At 67.0% G+C, this 16334-nt stretch carries 14 protein-coding genes; 10 read left to right on the top strand and 4 right to left on the bottom strand.

Translation table 11 applies throughout. The features are described 5' to 3' along the window. The first annotated feature begins 27 nt into the window (after positions 1-27). The 10 genes from EAT49_RS10965 (at position 28) to EAT49_RS10920 (ending at position 10858) form a co-directional block, all read left to right on the top strand. On the top strand, positions 28-1230 hold the full coding sequence (locus EAT49_RS10965; protein ID WP_185020727.1) for an aminopeptidase P family protein: 1203 nt from the start codon (positions 28-30) through the stop codon (positions 1228-1230). 109 nt (positions 1231-1339) lie between these two features. Next, positions 1340-3475 (top strand): esterase-like activity of phytase family protein, encoded by a 2136-nt coding sequence (locus tag EAT49_RS10960; protein ID WP_123642370.1) that lies wholly within the window; start codon positions 1340-1342, stop codon positions 3473-3475. Positions 3476-3624: 149 nt separating this feature from the next. Continuing rightward, positions 3625-4701 carry a coiled-coil domain-containing protein gene (locus tag EAT49_RS10955; RefSeq protein ID WP_123642369.1) on the top strand — a complete coding sequence of 359 codons (1077 nt, stop codon included), beginning with the start codon at positions 3625-3627 and terminating at the stop codon, positions 4699-4701. Positions 4702-4762: 61 nt separating this feature from the next. Continuing rightward, complete coding sequence (locus tag EAT49_RS10950; protein WP_123642368.1) at positions 4763-5878, top strand: hypothetical protein; 1116 nt, start codon at positions 4763-4765, stop codon at positions 5876-5878. Between the two features lie 11 nt (positions 5879-5889). Further along, positions 5890-7818, top strand: coding sequence for an AAA family ATPase (locus tag EAT49_RS10945; protein ID WP_123642367.1), 1929 nt, complete (start codon positions 5890-5892; stop codon positions 7816-7818). Beyond that, positions 7815-8153: a hypothetical protein gene (locus tag EAT49_RS10940; RefSeq protein ID WP_246003830.1), complete on the top strand. Its 339-nt coding sequence runs from the start codon at positions 7815-7817 to the stop codon at positions 8151-8153. The genes EAT49_RS10945 and EAT49_RS10940 overlap by 4 nt, the downstream gene beginning before the upstream one ends. Next, positions 8150-8530, top strand: coding sequence for a hypothetical protein (locus EAT49_RS10935; protein WP_123642366.1), 381 nt, complete (start codon positions 8150-8152; stop codon positions 8528-8530). The genes EAT49_RS10940 and EAT49_RS10935 overlap by 4 nt, the downstream gene beginning before the upstream one ends. 13 nt (positions 8531-8543) lie before the next feature. Then, positions 8544-9908: a DUF6638 family protein gene (locus EAT49_RS10930; RefSeq protein WP_123642365.1), complete on the top strand. Its 1365-nt coding sequence runs from the start codon at positions 8544-8546 to the stop codon at positions 9906-9908. Between the two features lie 4 nt (positions 9909-9912). Then, a complete protein-coding gene (locus tag EAT49_RS10925; RefSeq protein WP_123642364.1) occupies positions 9913-10176 on the top strand; it encodes a hypothetical protein in 264 nt (87 codons plus the stop codon). A 10-nt stretch (positions 10177-10186) separates the two neighbouring features. Continuing rightward, a complete protein-coding gene (locus tag EAT49_RS10920; RefSeq protein WP_123642363.1) occupies positions 10187-10858 on the top strand; it encodes a DUF1523 family protein in 672 nt (223 codons plus the stop codon). Between the two features lie 122 nt (positions 10859-10980). On the opposite strand, the gene EAT49_RS10915 is transcribed toward EAT49_RS10920, so the two are convergent. From EAT49_RS10915 to EAT49_RS10900, 4 genes are all read right to left on the bottom strand, one after another. Beyond that, the gene (locus EAT49_RS10915) at positions 10981-13305 is read right to left on the bottom strand and encodes an aldehyde dehydrogenase family protein (protein WP_123642362.1); all 2325 of its coding nucleotides are present in this window, start codon (positions 13303-13305) and stop codon (positions 10981-10983) included. Between the two features lie 42 nt (positions 13306-13347). Beyond that, the gene (gene deoC / locus EAT49_RS10910; RefSeq protein ID WP_246003829.1) at positions 13348-14337 is read right to left on the bottom strand and encodes a deoxyribose-phosphate aldolase; all 990 of its coding nucleotides are present in this window, start codon (positions 14335-14337) and stop codon (positions 13348-13350) included. 88 nt (positions 14338-14425) lie between these two features. Then, on the bottom strand, positions 14426-15271 hold the full coding sequence (locus EAT49_RS10905; protein ID WP_123642361.1) for a helix-turn-helix transcriptional regulator: 846 nt from the start codon (positions 15269-15271) through the stop codon (positions 14426-14428). A gap of 209 nt (positions 15272-15480) precedes the next feature. Next, positions 15481-16329 carry an NAD-dependent epimerase/dehydratase family protein gene (locus tag EAT49_RS10900; RefSeq protein WP_123642623.1) on the bottom strand — a complete coding sequence of 283 codons (849 nt, stop codon included), beginning with the start codon at positions 16327-16329 and terminating at the stop codon, positions 15481-15483. Between the last annotated feature and the right edge of the window lie 5 nt (positions 16330-16334).

Genomic DNA, 16334 nt, shown 5'->3' with positions numbered 1-16334 from the left:
ACCTTCTTTTGTGAGAGGAGGTCTCTGATGGACCGACCCAAGCACTACAGGTTCAGGAACGGCGACAAGGCTCCGCTGCCCTTTGCCGCCGAGGAATACGAGGTGCGGCTTGCGGGTCTGCGCGCCGCGATGGAGCAGGTGGGCGTCGAGGTGGCGCTGTTCACCTCGATGCAGGGTATCGCCTATTATTCGGGCTTTCTCTACTGCTCCTTCGGGCGGCCCTATGGTCTTGTGGTCACGCCGCAGACCAGCGTCACGATCAGCGCAGGCATCGACGCGGGCCAGCCCTGGCGGCGGTGTCATGGCGAGAACCTCGTCTATACCGACTGGGCGCGGGACAATTTCTGGCAGGCCGTGGCCCATGTGGCGGGCAGGGGCCGCGTGCTGGGCCATGAGGGCGATCACCTGACGCTGGCGCGGATGGCGGAGCTGGAGCAGGCCCTGGCACCCGCGCGGCTCGTGGACCTGGCGCCCGCCGCGATGCGGCAGCGGATGGTGAAATCCTCCGCAGAGATCGCGCTGATCCGGAAGGGGGCCGCGGTCGCGGATCTCGGCGGCTATGCGATCTGCGATGCCATCCGGGAGGGCGCGCGGGAGATCGACGTGGCGATGGCCGGGCGCGATGCGATGGAGGTGGAGATCGCGCGGCGCTTTCCGGATGCGGAATACCGCGACACCTGGGTCTGGTTCCAGTCGGGGCCGAATACGGACGGGGCACACAACCCGGTCACGTCGCGGGCGCTGCGGCACGGCGATGTCCTGTCGCTGAACTGCTTTCCGATGATCTCTGGGTATTATACCGCGCTCGAGCGGACGCTCTTCCTGGGAGAGCCGGACGCCGAGAGTCTTGCCCTCTGGGAGGCCAATGTGGGTGCGCACGAGCTCGGGCTCTCCTTGCTGCGACCCGGCGCCCGGTGCTCGGACGTGACCCATGCGATCAACGCCTTCTTCGAGGAACGGAACCTGCTGCAATACCGCAGCTTCGGATACGGGCATTCCTTCGGAATCCTGTCCCATTACTACGGGCGCGAGGCCGGGCTCGAGCTGCGCGAGGACATCGACACGGTGCTGGAGCCCGGCATGGTGGTGTCGATGGAGCCCATGCTGACGATCCCCGAGGGCCAGCCCGGCGCAGGAGGCTACCGCGAGCACGACATCCTCGTGATCGGCGCGGTCGGGGCGGAGAACATCACCGACTTCGCCTACGGTCCGGAGCACAACATCATCTGATGCCCGGGCAGGATGGGGGAGGATCACCCGTCCTGCCCCCGCCTGTCATGCACCTGTAACGAGGAGAGGCGATGACCCCGTCGGAGACAATCCAGACAAGGGGGACCACATGTCATTCCGCATCACCGCCGCGAGCATCGTCGCCTTCGCCGCCGCCATGCCGGCCTTCGCCCAGAGCTTCGACCGGGTCGCGAGCTTTCCGACCGCGCTGAACTCGCCCGAGGCGGAGGAATCCTCTGCCGAGATCATCACCGCCACCGCTGATGGCATGACGCTGATCTACAGCGACAGCCCCGCCGGGGTGATCGGGATGATCGACATCACCGACCCCACTGATCCGCAGCCCATGGGCGAGATCGGGCTCGACGGAGAGCCGACCGCGGTCTCGGCGCTCGGCGGCACGGTCTTTGTGGGCGTCAACACCTCGGAGAGCTTCGTCGAGCCGTCGGGGCGCCTGGCGCATTACGTCGTCGCCACCGGGGAGCTTGCCGGGGAGTGTGACCTGGGCGGCCAGCCCGATTCGACCGCGGTGGCACCGGACGGATCCTTCGTGACCGTCGCGATCGAGAACGAGCGCGACGAGGACGCAGGCGACGGCCGGGTGCCGCAGATGCCCGCGGGCTGGGTCGCGATCATCCCGCTCGACGCGGACGGCATGATGCAATGCGACGCACAGATCCGCGCCGACGTGACGGGACTTGCGGAGATCGCGCCCGAGGATCCGGAACCCGAGTTCGTGGACGTCTCCGAGGCGGGCGAGATCGTCGTCACGTTGCAGGAGAACAACCACATCGTGGTGCTGAACGCCGCGGGCGAGGTGCTCAGTCATTTCTCCGCCGGCGCGGTGGATCTCGAGGGCGTGGATGCGCTGGACGACAACGCGCTGTCCTTCACCGACAGCCTGACAGGCGTGGTGCGAGAGCCCGACGGCATCCAGTGGATCGACACCGACCATTTCGTGACCGCCAACGAGGGTGACATGGACGGCGGGTCGCGCGGGTTCACCGTGTTCCGGAAGGACGGGACCGTGGTCCACGAATCGGGCCCCTCGTTCGAACATGCAGTGATCCAGATCGGCCACTACCCGGACGGCCGCTCCGACGCCAAGGGGGTGGAGCCGGAAGGCATGGAGTTCGCGGTGTTCAACGGCACGCCCATGCTCTTCCTGCTGTCCGAGCGCGGCTCGGTCACCGGCGTCTATGACATGACCGACCCGGCGAACCCGGTCCTGGTGCAGCTTCTGCCCTCGGGCATCTCGCCCGAAGGCGTGGTCGCGATCCCCGAGCGGGGCCTCTTCGCGGTTGCCAACGAGGTCGATCTGCGCGGCGATGGCGGCATCGGCGCCCATGTCATGATCTACGAGCTGGGCGAAGACGCGCCGTCCTATCCGATGCTCACCTCCGCCGGTGCGGAGGAGCTGATCGGCTGGGGGGCGATCTCCGGCATGGTCGCGGGCGAGCCGGGCACGGTCTACGCGGTCAACGACAGCTTCTATGTGGGCAGCCCGACGATCTACACGATCGACGTGACACAGAGCCCGGCCCGGATCACGGACGCGATCGCCATCGATTTCGGCGACGTGAACATGGACATGGAGGGCATCGCCCTCGATGGCGAGGGTAACTTCTGGGTGGCGACCGAGGGCAACCTCGAGAACGAGCGGTACAACGCCTTCTACCATGTCACCGCCGCCGGCGAGATCGTGCGCGAGATCCGCATCCCCGAGGAGCTCGAGGCGGTGCAGACCAATTCCGGTTTCGAGGGCGTGGCGCTGATCGACGGCGTGCTCTGGGGCGCCCAGCAGCGTCCTTGGGCGGACGATGCCGAGAACACCACGAAGCTCATCTCGTTCAATCTCGAGACCGAAGAATGGGGTGCTGTGGTCTATCCGCTCGAGACGCCCGAGACCGGCTGGATCGGCCTTTCCGAGATCACGCTGCACGGGGATCACGTCTATCTGATCGAGCGCGACAACCAGATCGGCGAGGCGGCCCGGGTGAAGCATATCACCCGCGTGCCGGTGGCCGAGCTTCAGCCCGCGCCGCTCGGCGGCGAGTATCCGGTTGTGACGAAGGAAGTGGTCCGCGACGTGCTGCCGGATCTGTTGCAGACGAACGGTTATGCCCAGGACAAGGTCGAGGGGCTCGCCATTTTCGAGGACGGGACGGTCTGGGTGTCGACGGACAACGACGGCGTGGACGACCATTCGGGCGAGACGCTGTTCTGGTCCTTCCAGCTGAACTGATCCCGGCCGCGTCCGGAAGACGGGAGGCCGCGCCCGATGGCGCGGCCTTCTTCGTCCGGCAAGCGGGTTTGCGTTGATCCCGACCACGGTGGCTCGGTAGTGTGACGCAGGGGCGCATTTGCGGCAGCGCATTTCTCCATGAGGGGCCAATGACCGATTTCGACAGCCAGATCCGCGAGAGCCAGAGCCAGGTGGCCGAGGCGCAATCGAAGATCGCCGAGCTCACGAGCCGCATCGAGATGGCGCGGCAGAAGATGGCGCAGGGCGAGGACATCGCCGTGGACATCGAGAACGCCACGCTCGAGGACGTGCACGCCCATACCGAGCTGATGAACGCCAACATTGCCGAGCTGATCATGGGGCTCGACGACGTGACGGCAGGCTTTTCCAAGGATTTCGACGAAATGAGGTCGAAGACCGGCTGGGAGAGCGTGGTCGGTGTGTTTGCCCGCGGCAAGGCGGAGCAGATGCGGCAAGAGCGGATCCGCACCGCCTCGATCGACGACAAGCTGCAGGACCTGATCGCCAAGTCCGACACGATCACGGCGCTTCTGGAGGGCCAGCTGGGCGTGCTGACCGAGCAGAAGGACAAGGTGGAGGGCAACCTGCAGACGACGCTTCAGGAGCGTGAGGCGGTGGTGGCCGAGCTGGAGACCGTGCGCGAGACGATCCAGAAGATGGACCCCGAGATCATCACGCTGGAGAACAGGATCGCGGTCGAGCAGGACGCGGGAGAGCGCACCAAGCTCGAGACGGAACTGGCGGAGCTGAACACCCGCTACAACGCGCTGGTGCGCGACGAGCAGGTGAAGCTTGCCCGGTCGCAGACGCTGGAGCGCTACATCGAGAAGGGCAAGACCTGGATCGACAGCCTGCAGAACCAGGCCGCGACGCAGATGGTGCTGATCAACAAGCTGCAGACGGACACGAAACAGCGAGTGGTTCTGTATGACGCACTGACGAAGTCGCTGAAGACCGCCCAGCAGCAGGATGTGGCGCACCGGATCAACGAGATCGGGGTGAAGACCGATCAGGAGGCGCAATCGGCCATGGCGGCCATCGGCTCGGCCACCAACGCCCGGATGGCGGACATGCTGGAGGCGCACGAGGATCACATGGTCTTCGCCCGCGAGGTGCTGGAGCAGAAGGCGAAGGCCGACGAGCGCTTTGTGCGGCGGTTCCAGAAGATCGTCGAGAAGCACGACAGCAATCGGTACGGGGCCTGAGACGCGGCGTGCCGGACGAGCGGACATCGCGCCCCGCCCCCTGCGTTCCGCCGGGCAGATCATGACGGACAGCGCGCTCGATCATTTCTCGCTTCAGGATACCCGCGTCACGCGGCGCTACCTCGAGAAGTTCGGCACGATCACGGGCCATCTGGGTCGGGTCGCCGGGCAGATGGAGGCGGAAGGGCGACTGTCGCGGCCCGAGGTGGAGGTGCTGGCGCGCTATCTCGTTGGGTTGTCGCTGACGTTCCGGGCTCTGGGGCACAAGTACCTCTTTTCGGGCCGCGCCGCCCATGCGGGGCACCTGACCTTCGACCGGCGGGAGTCGGGCTTTCCGGTCTTCCACGAGCTGCTGACCATGGCCAACGATGCCGCGCAGGCCGGAAAGCACCTGTCCGGGATGCGGGGCGTGGAGGCGCTGAAGGACGAGATGGTGCGGACCATCCTGGGCGATCTTCAGATCCCGACGAAGTTGCAGTTCGCCCTGAGCCAGAGGCTCTATTACGAGGAGCTGGCGCGCGGCGGTCTGTTCTGGGCGCGGAACGATCCGCAGGCGGTCTGGCAGGGCACAGACGGGGCGCGGCGGCGGTTTCTCGTTCATTGGGCTGTCTACGACAGTCAGGTGAATCTGCCGCAGATCTACCTGATGGAGCTGGAGGATACGGGCCGCACCGGCCTGCCCAAGGACGAGCGGCGCTGGCCCGAGGTGCAGAGCCACCTGATGGCGCAGGCCGTGGCGGGGCTGAAGCTGCTGACCATCGCGCGGGGCTTCGACGAGGATTTCGACGACCTGCACCCGAGGCGGCTGCGGCGGTTCCATGTCGGGCCCATGTATTCCTCCAGCTTCACACGCCAGGAGGGGCCGCTGGGCCGCATCCTCGACGCCGCCAAGGCGCCGCCGGGCGAGGACTGGGCACTGGTCTGGACCGAGGAGGAGCTGGTCGCGGACCGGGCCGAAGCGGTGCCGAAGGGCTGGTTCGGCACGGTGGAGCGTCAGGTATTCGCCCTCGATCCCTTCGTGGGACGCGGGGCGGAGACGGGGGCCACGCGCACGGAGCGGGCGATCATCCTGCCGCAGCGGCCCTATCAGGCGCTCGCGGAGCTGAACCCCCCGGGTTTTGCCGATGTACGCAAGTTCGTCGTGGGCGCCGGCGGGCGCGTGCTGAGCTACAGGTGAGGGGATAGGCCATGAGCCGGACCGGGGATGCGATGGAGCTGAGGGAAGAGGCGATCCGCGCGCAGTACGGCGCGGCGCTGGCGATGCTCGAGGGGCTCGACCATGCGCCGCGGGTGGCGGCGGCTCGGGAGGCTGGTGCGGAACGCTCGTCGGGGGTGGGGACGCGGCGGGCGTTCCGGTCGACGACGCCGGGGCTGGCGGCGCGGCGCACGGCGCGGCCCGACGGGGTGCATGTGCGAGAGCGGATCGAGGGGCTGGGCGAGGACGGGCTCATCTCGCCGCTCTGCGCCACGGCGCTCAACGTGCTGCGCCGGTCGCTCGCGATTTCGCTGGCCATGGGAGAAGAGTACGCCGAGAGGGCCGGGCTCTCCGCCCTGAAGCGAGCCAACCTCGAGGGGCGGCTGCCCGGCGAGAAGCGGGCAGCCTTCTCGGAGCTCTTGACCGCCGAGGCGCTGGTGGTTGCCCAGGTCTTTGCCTCTTCGCTCGCATTCCACCTCGCGGAGCATGGCAGCGCCGAGACGGTGGAGCTTGGCGGAGTCGAGGAATTCCTGACCGACAACGCGCAGCTCATGCTGCATGGGCTGATCTGGGAGCTGGACGGCGAGATCGCCGCGCGCGCCGACAGCGAGGTGCGGCTGGTGGCGGTGCTGCAGGCCTTTGCCGAGCTGGTGATGGAGAAGGCTGCTGCGCGGGCGGCGACCGCGGGGCGGCTCGAGCCCTTCGCGGCGGCAAGCTGGCGGGTGGAGGCCTCGGGCTTCACCGTTCAAGGCTTCGCGCCCGCACGGGCGGCGAAGTCAACGACCCTTACCATGACCTTCAAGGAGCCGCACGAGGTCGTGGGCAACCACATCGCCAAGTACCAGGCGCTGCGGCTGTCGAAGATGCTGATGGCCTACGATTTCGAGCGGCGGATGAACCCCTTCGCGGAACTGGGCGGGTTCATCTTCACCTTCATGGGCGACGGCAAGCCGGGCACGGGCAAGACCACGCTGATCCAGATGATGGCGGGGCTGATCGCCGGCTATTGCGAGACGGCGGGCTACACGTTCCGCTATCAGAACCTGTCCACCGACAATATCGACAGTTACCAGGGCAAGTCGGGGCAGAATGCAAAGGCCTTCATCAATTCGATCATCGACCCGAACGTGATCGGCTTCGGGACGATCGACGATATCGACCAGCTTGCCGGAAAGCGCGGGGACCGGCAATCGAGCGCGGGGCAGCTCGAGATCACCGCCGTGCTGATGGAGAGTTTCGCGGGGGCGAATACGGTGGTGCGGGGCAATTGCACCTTCGGGATGTTCTCCAATTACCCCGAGAACGTGGACGATGCGCTGCGGCAGAGGGCGGGGGCGCGGTTCCTCGTGGACGGGCCGCAGACGCGGGAGGATTACATCGACATCCTGCACCTCCTGATGGGGCGCAATCATGCGATTCCTCTGGGCGAGCATGAGCTCTATGCCGCGCAGCAGATCGAGCGGGCGGTGGCGCGGTCCTACGAGGCGCATTCGCGGCCGCAGGAGGCGGGGCTTATGGCGGTGTTCGACCGGGTGCAGGACCGGATCGGGGAGCTGGATACCATCGCGAAGCTCGGGACCTATCTGAAGGCGATCCAGGAGGCGGACGAGAGGTTCACGGGACGGGCGATCAAGAACATCACCGACGCGGTGAAGGTGCGTGCGATGGATTTCGAACTGCCTGACGAGTGGATGGAAGAGCCGGAGCTGTTCCTCTTCAAGGGGTACGAGGAGAAGACGGCGATGATCGAAGAGCTCAGGCGCCCGATCACCACGGAGATGGTGATCCAGGAGATCAACCGCTACGCGGATTCCGAGTTCCGGTACGCGGACACCTCGGACGAGCTGGCCATCGAGGCGATGGTGCGGGATTTCGGCCGGCAGGAGGAGGCGAAGCGGCGGTATCTGGAGGAGAAAGGGTGAACGTCAGCGCCGGCCTGATCCTGCCCGCCATCGGGCTGATGATGCTGGGCTGGCTGGTGCCGAGGGTGCTGGCGCTGGTGTTTCCCGAGGGGGTGAAGCCCCTGTTCGCGCTGGCCTTCGTGGCGACAATCCTGATGGTCGTGCTGTCGATGGCGGTCTGGCTGGGCCTCTACCTCTGGCAGGGGCTGACGGTGGCGGAGTATTTCGCGCCCGGGGCCTGGGGCGCCTTGTGGCATCTGATGAAGCTGGCCACGGCCTCGGCGCTGATCTGGGGGCCGGTACTGGTGCTGTCGGTGGCGGGGCTGCCGAGGCACTGGGTGGAGGAGACGTGGTGAGTCGTATTGTCCAGGAAATCCAGGAAAAATCTGGTCTCGTTGGCATATCTCCAATTATCATTCTTCTGTTGTCGCAACCTGCTATGGGGCAGGGTTCCGAAACTGAAGAGGAGGCATGGAAATCGTATTGGGCTTGTGTAGCGATACATGAAGAAGCAGTAGCAGGCGTTATTCAGAGCTTGGCTGAGGGAGCTGAGTTAATATTAGAGTCGCTGTGCAGCGATACAGCTACTAATCTCGCGAACACGATGGTTAATGTGCGGGAGGGCGTTCTTCCAGATGCGAATGCCCTTGTTAAAGCCTATGAAACCTATCGGTATGTTGTTGCGCGAGATACAAGAGAACGGCTCTACTATGTAAAGCTGAGGGCTAGATGATGGTGACCGGTTCATGAAGCACCTCATTGAGCGCGGGCTGATGTTCGGGAACCTCGTGCCGGTGCGCGCGCCGGTGCTGGTGGAGCGTTATAACCGGGCGCTGAAGCATCTGACGGGCAAGACGACAACGCTGGAAGATTTTCATGTGGATATCTCCGGCTACAGCCCCGAGATCGGGGCGGAGCTGGGCGATCCGCTCTATCTCAACCACCACGGCGTGAACCGGCAGTTCATCCTGCTGACGACCGAGCAGAAGCGGGCGCCGCTCCTCGAGGCGCAGTTCTCCACCTGCCGGGGCATCCTACGGCAGTTCATCGAGCGAAACGAGGCGCAGCTCTTCGCGCTGACGGCGAAGGATGCCGTGGCGGGCGAACTGGTGAATTCCGTGTTCCGGGCGGAGACGGCGGCGGACCTTCTCGAGATCCGGCGGATCACGGTCGAGGCGGACACTACCGCGGGAACGGTGCGCACCGCCGAGCGGCTGGGAAAGCTCGTGGACCGGTTCCGGCGAGAGGACGGCGCCTGGCACGACGACGTCCTGATCGCCGAAATGATAGGGCTCGCCCGGGAGACCGGCGACATCATCCGCAATCCGGTGCGGCTCGAGGCGATGACCTTCGAACAGGAGAATTTCTGGACCGCGCGGTTCGGAGGACTCTACGTGTTTCGCGGTGTGGCGGAGCCGGCGGCGATCGCGGCCGGCGGCCGGACGGCGATTGGGTCCCTTCCGATCACAAAGACGCTCGATCTGCGCGACCGGACCGGCCTCGCCACCTTCCTGCAGCGGAACGGTCTGGCCGAACCCATCGTCAAGGCGCGCGGCATCGACGCCTCGGGCATCCTGCGTCAGAAGATGGATTTCGTCGTCGCGGCGACCGCGGCCGACCGAGGCGAGGATCTGACCGGGGCTACGCGGACGGACCTGCGCCGCCTGGGACGGCGTCACGCCGAGAACCTGCCCGAGGAGTACAAGGCGCTGGCGGCCCTTCTGCGCTGGGCCGAGGCAGGCGGGCCCTGGCCGCGAATCGACTCCGACCATCCGGCCTATTTCTACACGTTGCGCGCAGCGAACGTGCCCGACGCCGATCTCGTGAACCGGCTTCTAGCGGAACTATCGCCGCTGGACGTGCGGCAGCTCTTCATCTGTCACAAGGAGGGATTCTACGCCGCCTATGCCGGCTGGCCCGAGGCCAAGCAGCGCTATGTAGCGGAATTTCTGGAAACCGAGTATCAGATCGACAAGGCCGGGACCCGCGGCGCCCTCTTCGGCCACGAGCCGGCGATGGAGGAGCCGCAGGACACGGGTCCGCCTGCCGGCGCGCCGGAGGACCTGGTGCGGCGCGTAGGACCTTGGGGTGCCGTGGGACGCGGGAGGTGACGCCATGCAATTCGTGCGACTGATCGTGATCCTCGCCGTCGTCCTGACCGTGTTCTACGTCTGCATCTCGCTCTACTCCCGCTCCGTGCGGCGCGAGAGGCTGGAGGAAACCTGGGACGCGGCGCCCCAAGGCGACGCGGGCGCCCGCCGAAGGTTCATCGAGCAGGGGATGGCAGATTACGAAAGCTCTCTCCGGAAGCGGCTGATCCTGCTGGTCTACGTCATCCCGATCTGTCTCATCTCCCTGATCATGTATCTCGTCAACTGAAGGCAGCCCCATGCGAAACATCCGGCGGGCGCTCCGCATCACCTTTCTCGTCGTGCTGGCCCTGTTCCTGCACTACGTCCTGCCGCAGCAGGACGTGGCGCGGATCGTCGGCACCGAGATCATCCGGACAGACCTCTCAGGCGTGAACCGGATCTTCTACGCCCAGGCCGATGCCGGGGGGCAGCAACTCGACACGCGGGACCTGCGGCTGATCAACACGGTGCGAAAGCGGACCTACCTCCTCGGCTTCGTGCGGGGCGGCGACCAGACCATGGTCTACCGCAACGAGGACACGGGCTGGATCTATCCACCCTATTTCAAGTTCGACTCGTCCGATCTGCAGGCCGAGGCGAACGACATGACCTCGACCTCCGCGAATCCCGAATGGGTGGTGATCACCCATTACGGCTGGCGCATCCGCTGGCTGACGGTGTTCCCCAACGCCATCTCGATTCGAGAGGCGCCGGGGCCGGATTACCGCCCGATCCCGTGGGTGAACCTGCTGGTGCTCGCGGGGCTCGTGGCGCTCGGGTTCTTCCTGCGCGCGATGTGGGCGCAGTTCCGGGAGCGCACGCTCGACCCGATCGCGGATGCGGCCGGAGACCGGATCGACCGGGCGCAGGCCGGGGCTCAGGAGCGGCGCGGGCGGTTCCGGCGGTGGCTCGACAGCTGGAAGTCCTGAGCCTGAAGCCAGGTCGTGGTTCGCCGCGGGCTGCGCCCGCGTCGATCCGCTTAGGAGGGCGCTGCCCTTCCCAGACCCCTCCGGGATACTACCGGCCGGAAGAACGCGGGGCGATGCGCGGCCTATTCGCCGTAGGGGACCCAGACCGTCTTCACCTCGGTCGCGGCCTCGAGGAACGCCCTGTCGTCCGCGAGGTCGATCATCCGGCCATGGTTCACCCAGGTGCGCTTGAGGTTGCCCGCTGCGCGGCGCTCGATCTCGGCTGAGAGGGGCGCGCCGGAGAAGGACCAGACCGCATCCACGTCGAGATGGGCGGCGGCTACGGGGGCAAGCTCCTCGTGGGCGCCGGTGAGGATGTTCACCACGCCCGGGGGCACGTCGGAGGTCTCCAGAACCTGATAGAGGTCCGTGGCGGCCAAGGGGAAGGGTTCGGAGGCGACGAGCGTGATGCGGTTTCCCATGGCCATGGCCGGACCGATCAGGGAGACGGCGCCGAGCAGGGGTGTGGCGTCGGGCGCGAAGGCCACGATCTTACCGACCGGTTCGCGCAGGGCGAGAGCGAGGCCGCGGAGAGGAACGCCCTTTGCGGTGCCGTCGAACCGGTCGGCCCAGGCGGCCCAGGTGAAGAGGCGCCGTATGGCGTGGTCGACCTCGGTCGAGCCGTCCGCGCCGGTCATCTCTTCGAGGCGCGCGGCGAACTCGGTCGCGCGGGCGGAAAGGTTCTCGGCGAGGTAGTAGAGAATCTGCGCGCGGGCGTGGCCGGTGGATTTGGCCCATCCGGCGGCGGCGTTCATCGCCTCGACGGCGTTGCGGATGTCCTTGCGGTTGGCCTTCGGAACCTCGCCGACGACCGTGCCCGACGGGCCGAAGACCGGGGCCGAATAGCCGCCGTCGGGCCGGGCCTGCTTGCCTCCGACATAGAGCTTCGCGGTGCGGTCGAGCGGGGTGGTGGTCGCCCCATCGCCCGAAAGGGCCTCGATCCGCGTCAGGCGGTCGGGCGAGTCCACGGGCCGCGTGTAGGCCATCATGCCCTCGACTCCACCTTCGCGGCCGAAGCCGCTTTCGCGCACGCCGCCGAAAGGGGCCGCGGCGTCGAACATGTTGGTCCCGTTTACCCAGACCACGCCTGCGGCCAGCTTGGGCGCCACGTCGAGGGCGAGGTTGATGTTCTCGGACCACAGCGTGGCGGCGAGACCATACCGGGTGTCGTTGGCGAGCTGTACGGCCTCGGCGGGCGTTCGGAACGTGGTGGACACCAGAACCGGCCCGAAGATCTCCTCCCGCATCAGCGGGGCAGCGGGCGAGAGGCCGGTGATCAGCGTGGGCGGATAGAAACAGCCGGTCTCGGGCAGTGGTACGGCGGCGCGGTAGATCTCGCCCTCCGTACTGGCGTCGACGAGGCGGGTGATGGTGTCGAGCTGCACCGGGTCCACGATGGCGCCCACGTCGATCGACTTGTCGAGCGGGTCGCCGATGCGCAGCTTGTCCATCCGCGCGCGAAGCTTGTCGTGGAAGCGGTCCGCCACGGTTTCCTGCACGAGAAGCCGCGAGCCTGCGCAGCAGACCTGGCCCTGATTGAACCAGATGGCATCCACCAGCCCCTCGACCGCGCTGTCGAGATCGGCATCGTCGAAGACGATGTAGGGGGACTTGCCGCCGAGCTCCAGAGTCAGGGACTTGCCGGTGCCGGCCGTGGCCTCCCGGATGCGGCGGCCCACGGCGGTGGAGCCGGTGAAGGCGATCTTGTCCACGTCCGAGCCTGTGATCATCTCGCCCACGGCGCCGTCGCCGGTGACGATGTTCACCACGCCCGGGGGCAGGCCGGTCCGCCGGCAGATGTCGGCGAAGAGAAGCGCGGTGAGGGAGGTGTATTCGGCGGGCTTCAGCACCACCGTGTTGCCCGCGGCCAGCGCCGGGGCGATCTTCCACGCCAGCATCAGGAGCGAGAAGTTCCACGGGACGATCTGACCACAGACACCCAGGGCCATGCGGCCGGGCAGGGCCGATTCCATCAGCGTGGCATGGCCGGCGTGGTGGTAGAAGTGGCGCGCGACGAGAGGGATGTCGATGTCGCGGCTTTCCCGGATCGGCTTGCCGTTGTCGAGAGTTTCGAGCACCGCGAAGAGGCGGCTGTGCTTCTGGATCGCGCGGGCGATGGCGTAGAGCGCGCGGGCTCGGGCATGGGGATCGGCGGCCCATGCGGGTTGCGCCGCCCGTGCGGCGGCCACGGCGCGGTCGACGTCATCCTGGCTGGCATGTGTCACATGCGCGAGGACGGCGCCTGTGGCGGGGTTCTTCGTCTCGAAGGTCTCGCCGGGGTCGGTGAAGGCGCCGTCGATGAAGCAACCGAAGCTGTCGCCCATGTCGACGAGCCACGCCAGCGCTTCGGCGGCGCTCTCGGGGGCGGGGCCATACTCCATGGTCTCGAAGATTTCCTTGACGGTCATGGGCGTGCCCCTGTCCTCATCTGGCCTGAAATACTCAATGGATCACGCCAGCGCGTGGCGCCACGAGGCCGAGTAGGCGCCTGTGACGTGGTGCTCGAGCTGGCGCTCGATGTCCCCCAGAAGCGACGAGGCGCCGAAGCGGAAGAGGTCGGGGCGGAGCCAGCGGTCCCCCAGTTCCTCCTTGATCAGCGCGAGGTACATCAGCGCGTCCTTGGCCTTCGAAATGCCGCCCGCGGGCTTGTAGCCCACGCGGATACCGGTGCGTTCGTGGAACTCGCGGATGGCGCGGATCATGACGAGGCTGACGGGCAGGGTGGCGTTGACGCTTTCCTTGCCGGTCGAGGTCTTGATGAAATCGGCACCGGCCATCATAGCCACATAGCTGGCGCGGGCGACGTTGCGCAGCGTGCCCAGCTCCCCGGTGGCAAGGATCGCCTTCATGTGGGCCGGGCCGCAGGCCTCACGCATGGCGCGCGTCTCGTCGTAGAGCGCCTGCCAGTCCCCGGTGAGGACATGGCGGCGGGAGATCACGATGTCGATCTCGCGCGCACCCGCCGCGACGCTCTCTCCGATTTCCGCAAGGCGCAGGTGCCACGGCGAGAGACCCGCGGGAAAACCGGTAGAGACGGCGGCCACCGGGATGCCCGTGCCCTGAAGCGCGTCCACGGCGGGGCCTATCATGTCGTGGTAGACGCAGACCGCGCCCACGGTCAGGTCGGGCAGGCCAAGGGCATCGAGGAGTTCGGGCGCGACCGGCCGGCGGGCCTTCGCGCAGAGCCGGGCCACGCGACCCGGGGTGTCGTCGCCCGCGAGCGTGGTCAGGTCGATGCAGGAGATCGCGCGGGCAAGCCAGGCCGCCTGCCAGTCCTTCTTGATCGACCGGCGGCCCGGGAGGGTGGCGGCGCGGCGCTCGATGGCCGAGGTATTTGCGCGCGCCGAACGGACCCAGGCCATGTCGAGGGGCATGGGTTCGTTGCGGGGGTCGTGGACCGACGGCAGGGTGCCGGTCCGGTCAGGGGCGGTGGTGTCCAAGAAAGCCTCCGGCAGTCGGGCGAAGCGTCGCACCGTGGTCTGCCTTTGGCAAGGTTTGACCCCGCGGTCAAATCCCGGTCCCGCGAGGTCAGCCGGGCTGGATCAGGTCGCGCTGATGGGCGCGGCGGTATCTTTGCGGCGTGATGCCGTGATGCTGCCTGAAAAGCTTGTGGAAATGGCTGAGGTTCGGGATGCCGCAGTCGCGCGCGATCTCCGACAGGCTGTCGGAGGTGCCTGTAAGTCGCTGGGCGGCGTAGGTCATGCGCTGGGCGTTGACGATCTCGGAGGGCGACTTGCCGAGAAACTTGCGCGCGGTACGGCTGACATGGGGATGGGCGCGGCCGGCGATGCGGGCGAAACCGGCCGCTCCCTCGCGGAAGACCCTCGGGTCCTCCACGGCGGCACAGGCCCGGGCGAGCCACTCGGGCGCGCCGACCGGGACCATGCTGGCCCCGTCGAGAAGGGAGGCGAAGAGCGGCAGGAGAAACGCCTCCGCCTCCAGCGCGTCACGGCGGGAGCGTTCGAGTCGCAGAGCGCCCTGGTTCAATTGCGCCAATTCTCGGATCGACCGGGAGACCCGAACGGGCTGGGGGCCGAAAGACCAGAAAAAGCGGCCGGCGAGCGCCGGATGCCGATCCGCAAGGCTGTCGATGAGGCCCGGATCGAAGACGAGCAGCACCGCCATCGTCTCCTCCGCCCGGGCCTGGAGGGCGTGAGAATCATGGCTGCGCAGGAAGACGACCTCCCCTTCGGCAAGGTCCATCCGCGCTTCGGGCAGGTGCAGGCGAACGGTGCCGTTCTGGACCCAGAACAGCACGGGAAAATCCCGGCTGATCAGCCCCTTGGGTCGCTTCGGCTCGACGGTCGCGCGCACCATCTTGAAAGCGGCGCCCGCGGGCAGGAAGTCGGTGGCGCTCAGGTCTGCTTGAAGCATGGGGCTGCACCCTGGTTACATCGGGGAAGCTGGCGAATTTGCTGCGCTGCGGCAAGGGGCAATGGCCGGAATTCGGATGTCAACGGCCCGGGAGCACGGCTGTTGCCCGAAAACTGGACAGACCTGGCCGTCAACTCGGCAGAAATCCGGTGCGTCGCGCGGCGACGCGCTTTCCGGTTGCAGAAGCCGGACAGCGGCGGTCCCTGGGCTCAGGTGCCGTCCGGTTTCACCGCCGGACCGGAAATCGCCCGGAGCGCATCCATGCCGCTCTCGCCGAGGGGCACGGCCGCGAAGGGACCGCCCACGCGGGTCTGGGCGAGGTCGGTCGGGTCGGGTGTGTGGCGCGACAGCAGGGTCGCCGCGTAGTTCTCGGCGTTGTCCTGGGGATGATAGCCGAGAAAGCCGACCCTGGCGTTCGACAGAGGCGCGCGGGCATTGGCGGAGACACCATAGGCGATGGTGAAGCCCACGACGGGCGTCTCGATGGACCGGGTGACCAGCTGTACGAGGTCGCGGTGGCTGAGCCACGTGCCGAGGCTGCGGGCGTTCTGGGGTTCCGGCGTGCAGGACGCGATGCGCAGGCAGACCGCCTCGAGACCGCGCTTCTCCCAGTACATCCGGCCCATGTCCTCGGCGAAACACTTTGCGAGGCCGTAGAAGGTATCGGGTCGGTGGGCGGTCTCGGTATCGACGCCGGACCAGGTCTCGGCCATGCCCACGGCGTGAATCGAACTCGCGTAAACCACGCGGCGGGCGCCGGCGCGATACGCGGCCTCCCACACATTGTAGGCGCCGACATAATTCGGGCCCAGAAGCTCCTCGAAGGGCTTCTCGTCCACGACGGCGCCGAAATGGACGACCATCTCCGCCCCCTCCATCAACGGCGCGATCTGGTCGAAGCGGCCGAGGTCGGCGACGGACCAGGTCTCGTTGGGCATCAGCGTCTTCGGCTGGTCGAGGATATCCGTGGAGACAAGGCTCTCTGCCATCCGGGAGAGCGGCGCGCGCAGGACGCTGCCGAGGGCGCCGTGGGCTCCGGTCAGGACGATCTTCTTCAGGGTCA

It is taken from the genome of Histidinibacterium lentulum, assembly GCF_003789055.1.
GTDB classification, from domain to species: Bacteria; Pseudomonadota; Alphaproteobacteria; order Rhodobacterales; family Rhodobacteraceae; genus Oceanicola; species Oceanicola lentulus.
The sequence above is the reverse complement of the archived record's forward strand: the minus strand, read 5'-3'. Positions and strand labels throughout refer to the sequence as shown.

Excerpts from the sequence above, each read along its gene's own strand:
- EAT49_RS10925 (WP_123642364.1), top strand. The coding sequence starts at position 9,913 with ATGCAATTCGTGCGACTGATCGTGATCCTCGCCGTCGTCCTGACCGTG.
- EAT49_RS10945 (WP_123642367.1), top strand. The coding sequence starts at position 5,890 with ATGAGCCGGACCGGGGATGCGATGGAGCTGAGGGAAGAGGCGATCCGC.
- EAT49_RS10960 (WP_123642370.1), top strand. The coding sequence starts at position 1,340 with ATGTCATTCCGCATCACCGCCGCGAGCATCGTCGCCTTCGCCGCCGCC.
- EAT49_RS10930 (WP_123642365.1), top strand. The coding sequence starts at position 8,544 with ATGAAGCACCTCATTGAGCGCGGGCTGATGTTCGGGAACCTCGTGCCG.
- EAT49_RS10915 (WP_123642362.1), bottom strand. The coding sequence starts at position 13,305 with ATGACCGTCAAGGAAATCTTCGAGACCATGGAGTATGGCCCCGCCCCC.
- EAT49_RS10950 (WP_123642368.1), top strand. The coding sequence starts at position 4,763 with ATGACGGACAGCGCGCTCGATCATTTCTCGCTTCAGGATACCCGCGTC.
- EAT49_RS10920 (WP_123642363.1), top strand. The coding sequence starts at position 10,187 with ATGCGAAACATCCGGCGGGCGCTCCGCATCACCTTTCTCGTCGTGCTG.
- EAT49_RS10955 (WP_123642369.1), top strand. The coding sequence starts at position 3,625 with ATGACCGATTTCGACAGCCAGATCCGCGAGAGCCAGAGCCAGGTGGCC.
- EAT49_RS10965 (WP_185020727.1), top strand. The coding sequence starts at position 28 with ATGGACCGACCCAAGCACTACAGGTTCAGGAACGGCGACAAGGCTCCG.
- EAT49_RS10905 (WP_123642361.1), bottom strand. The coding sequence starts at position 15,271 with ATGCTTCAAGCAGACCTGAGCGCCACCGACTTCCTGCCCGCGGGCGCC.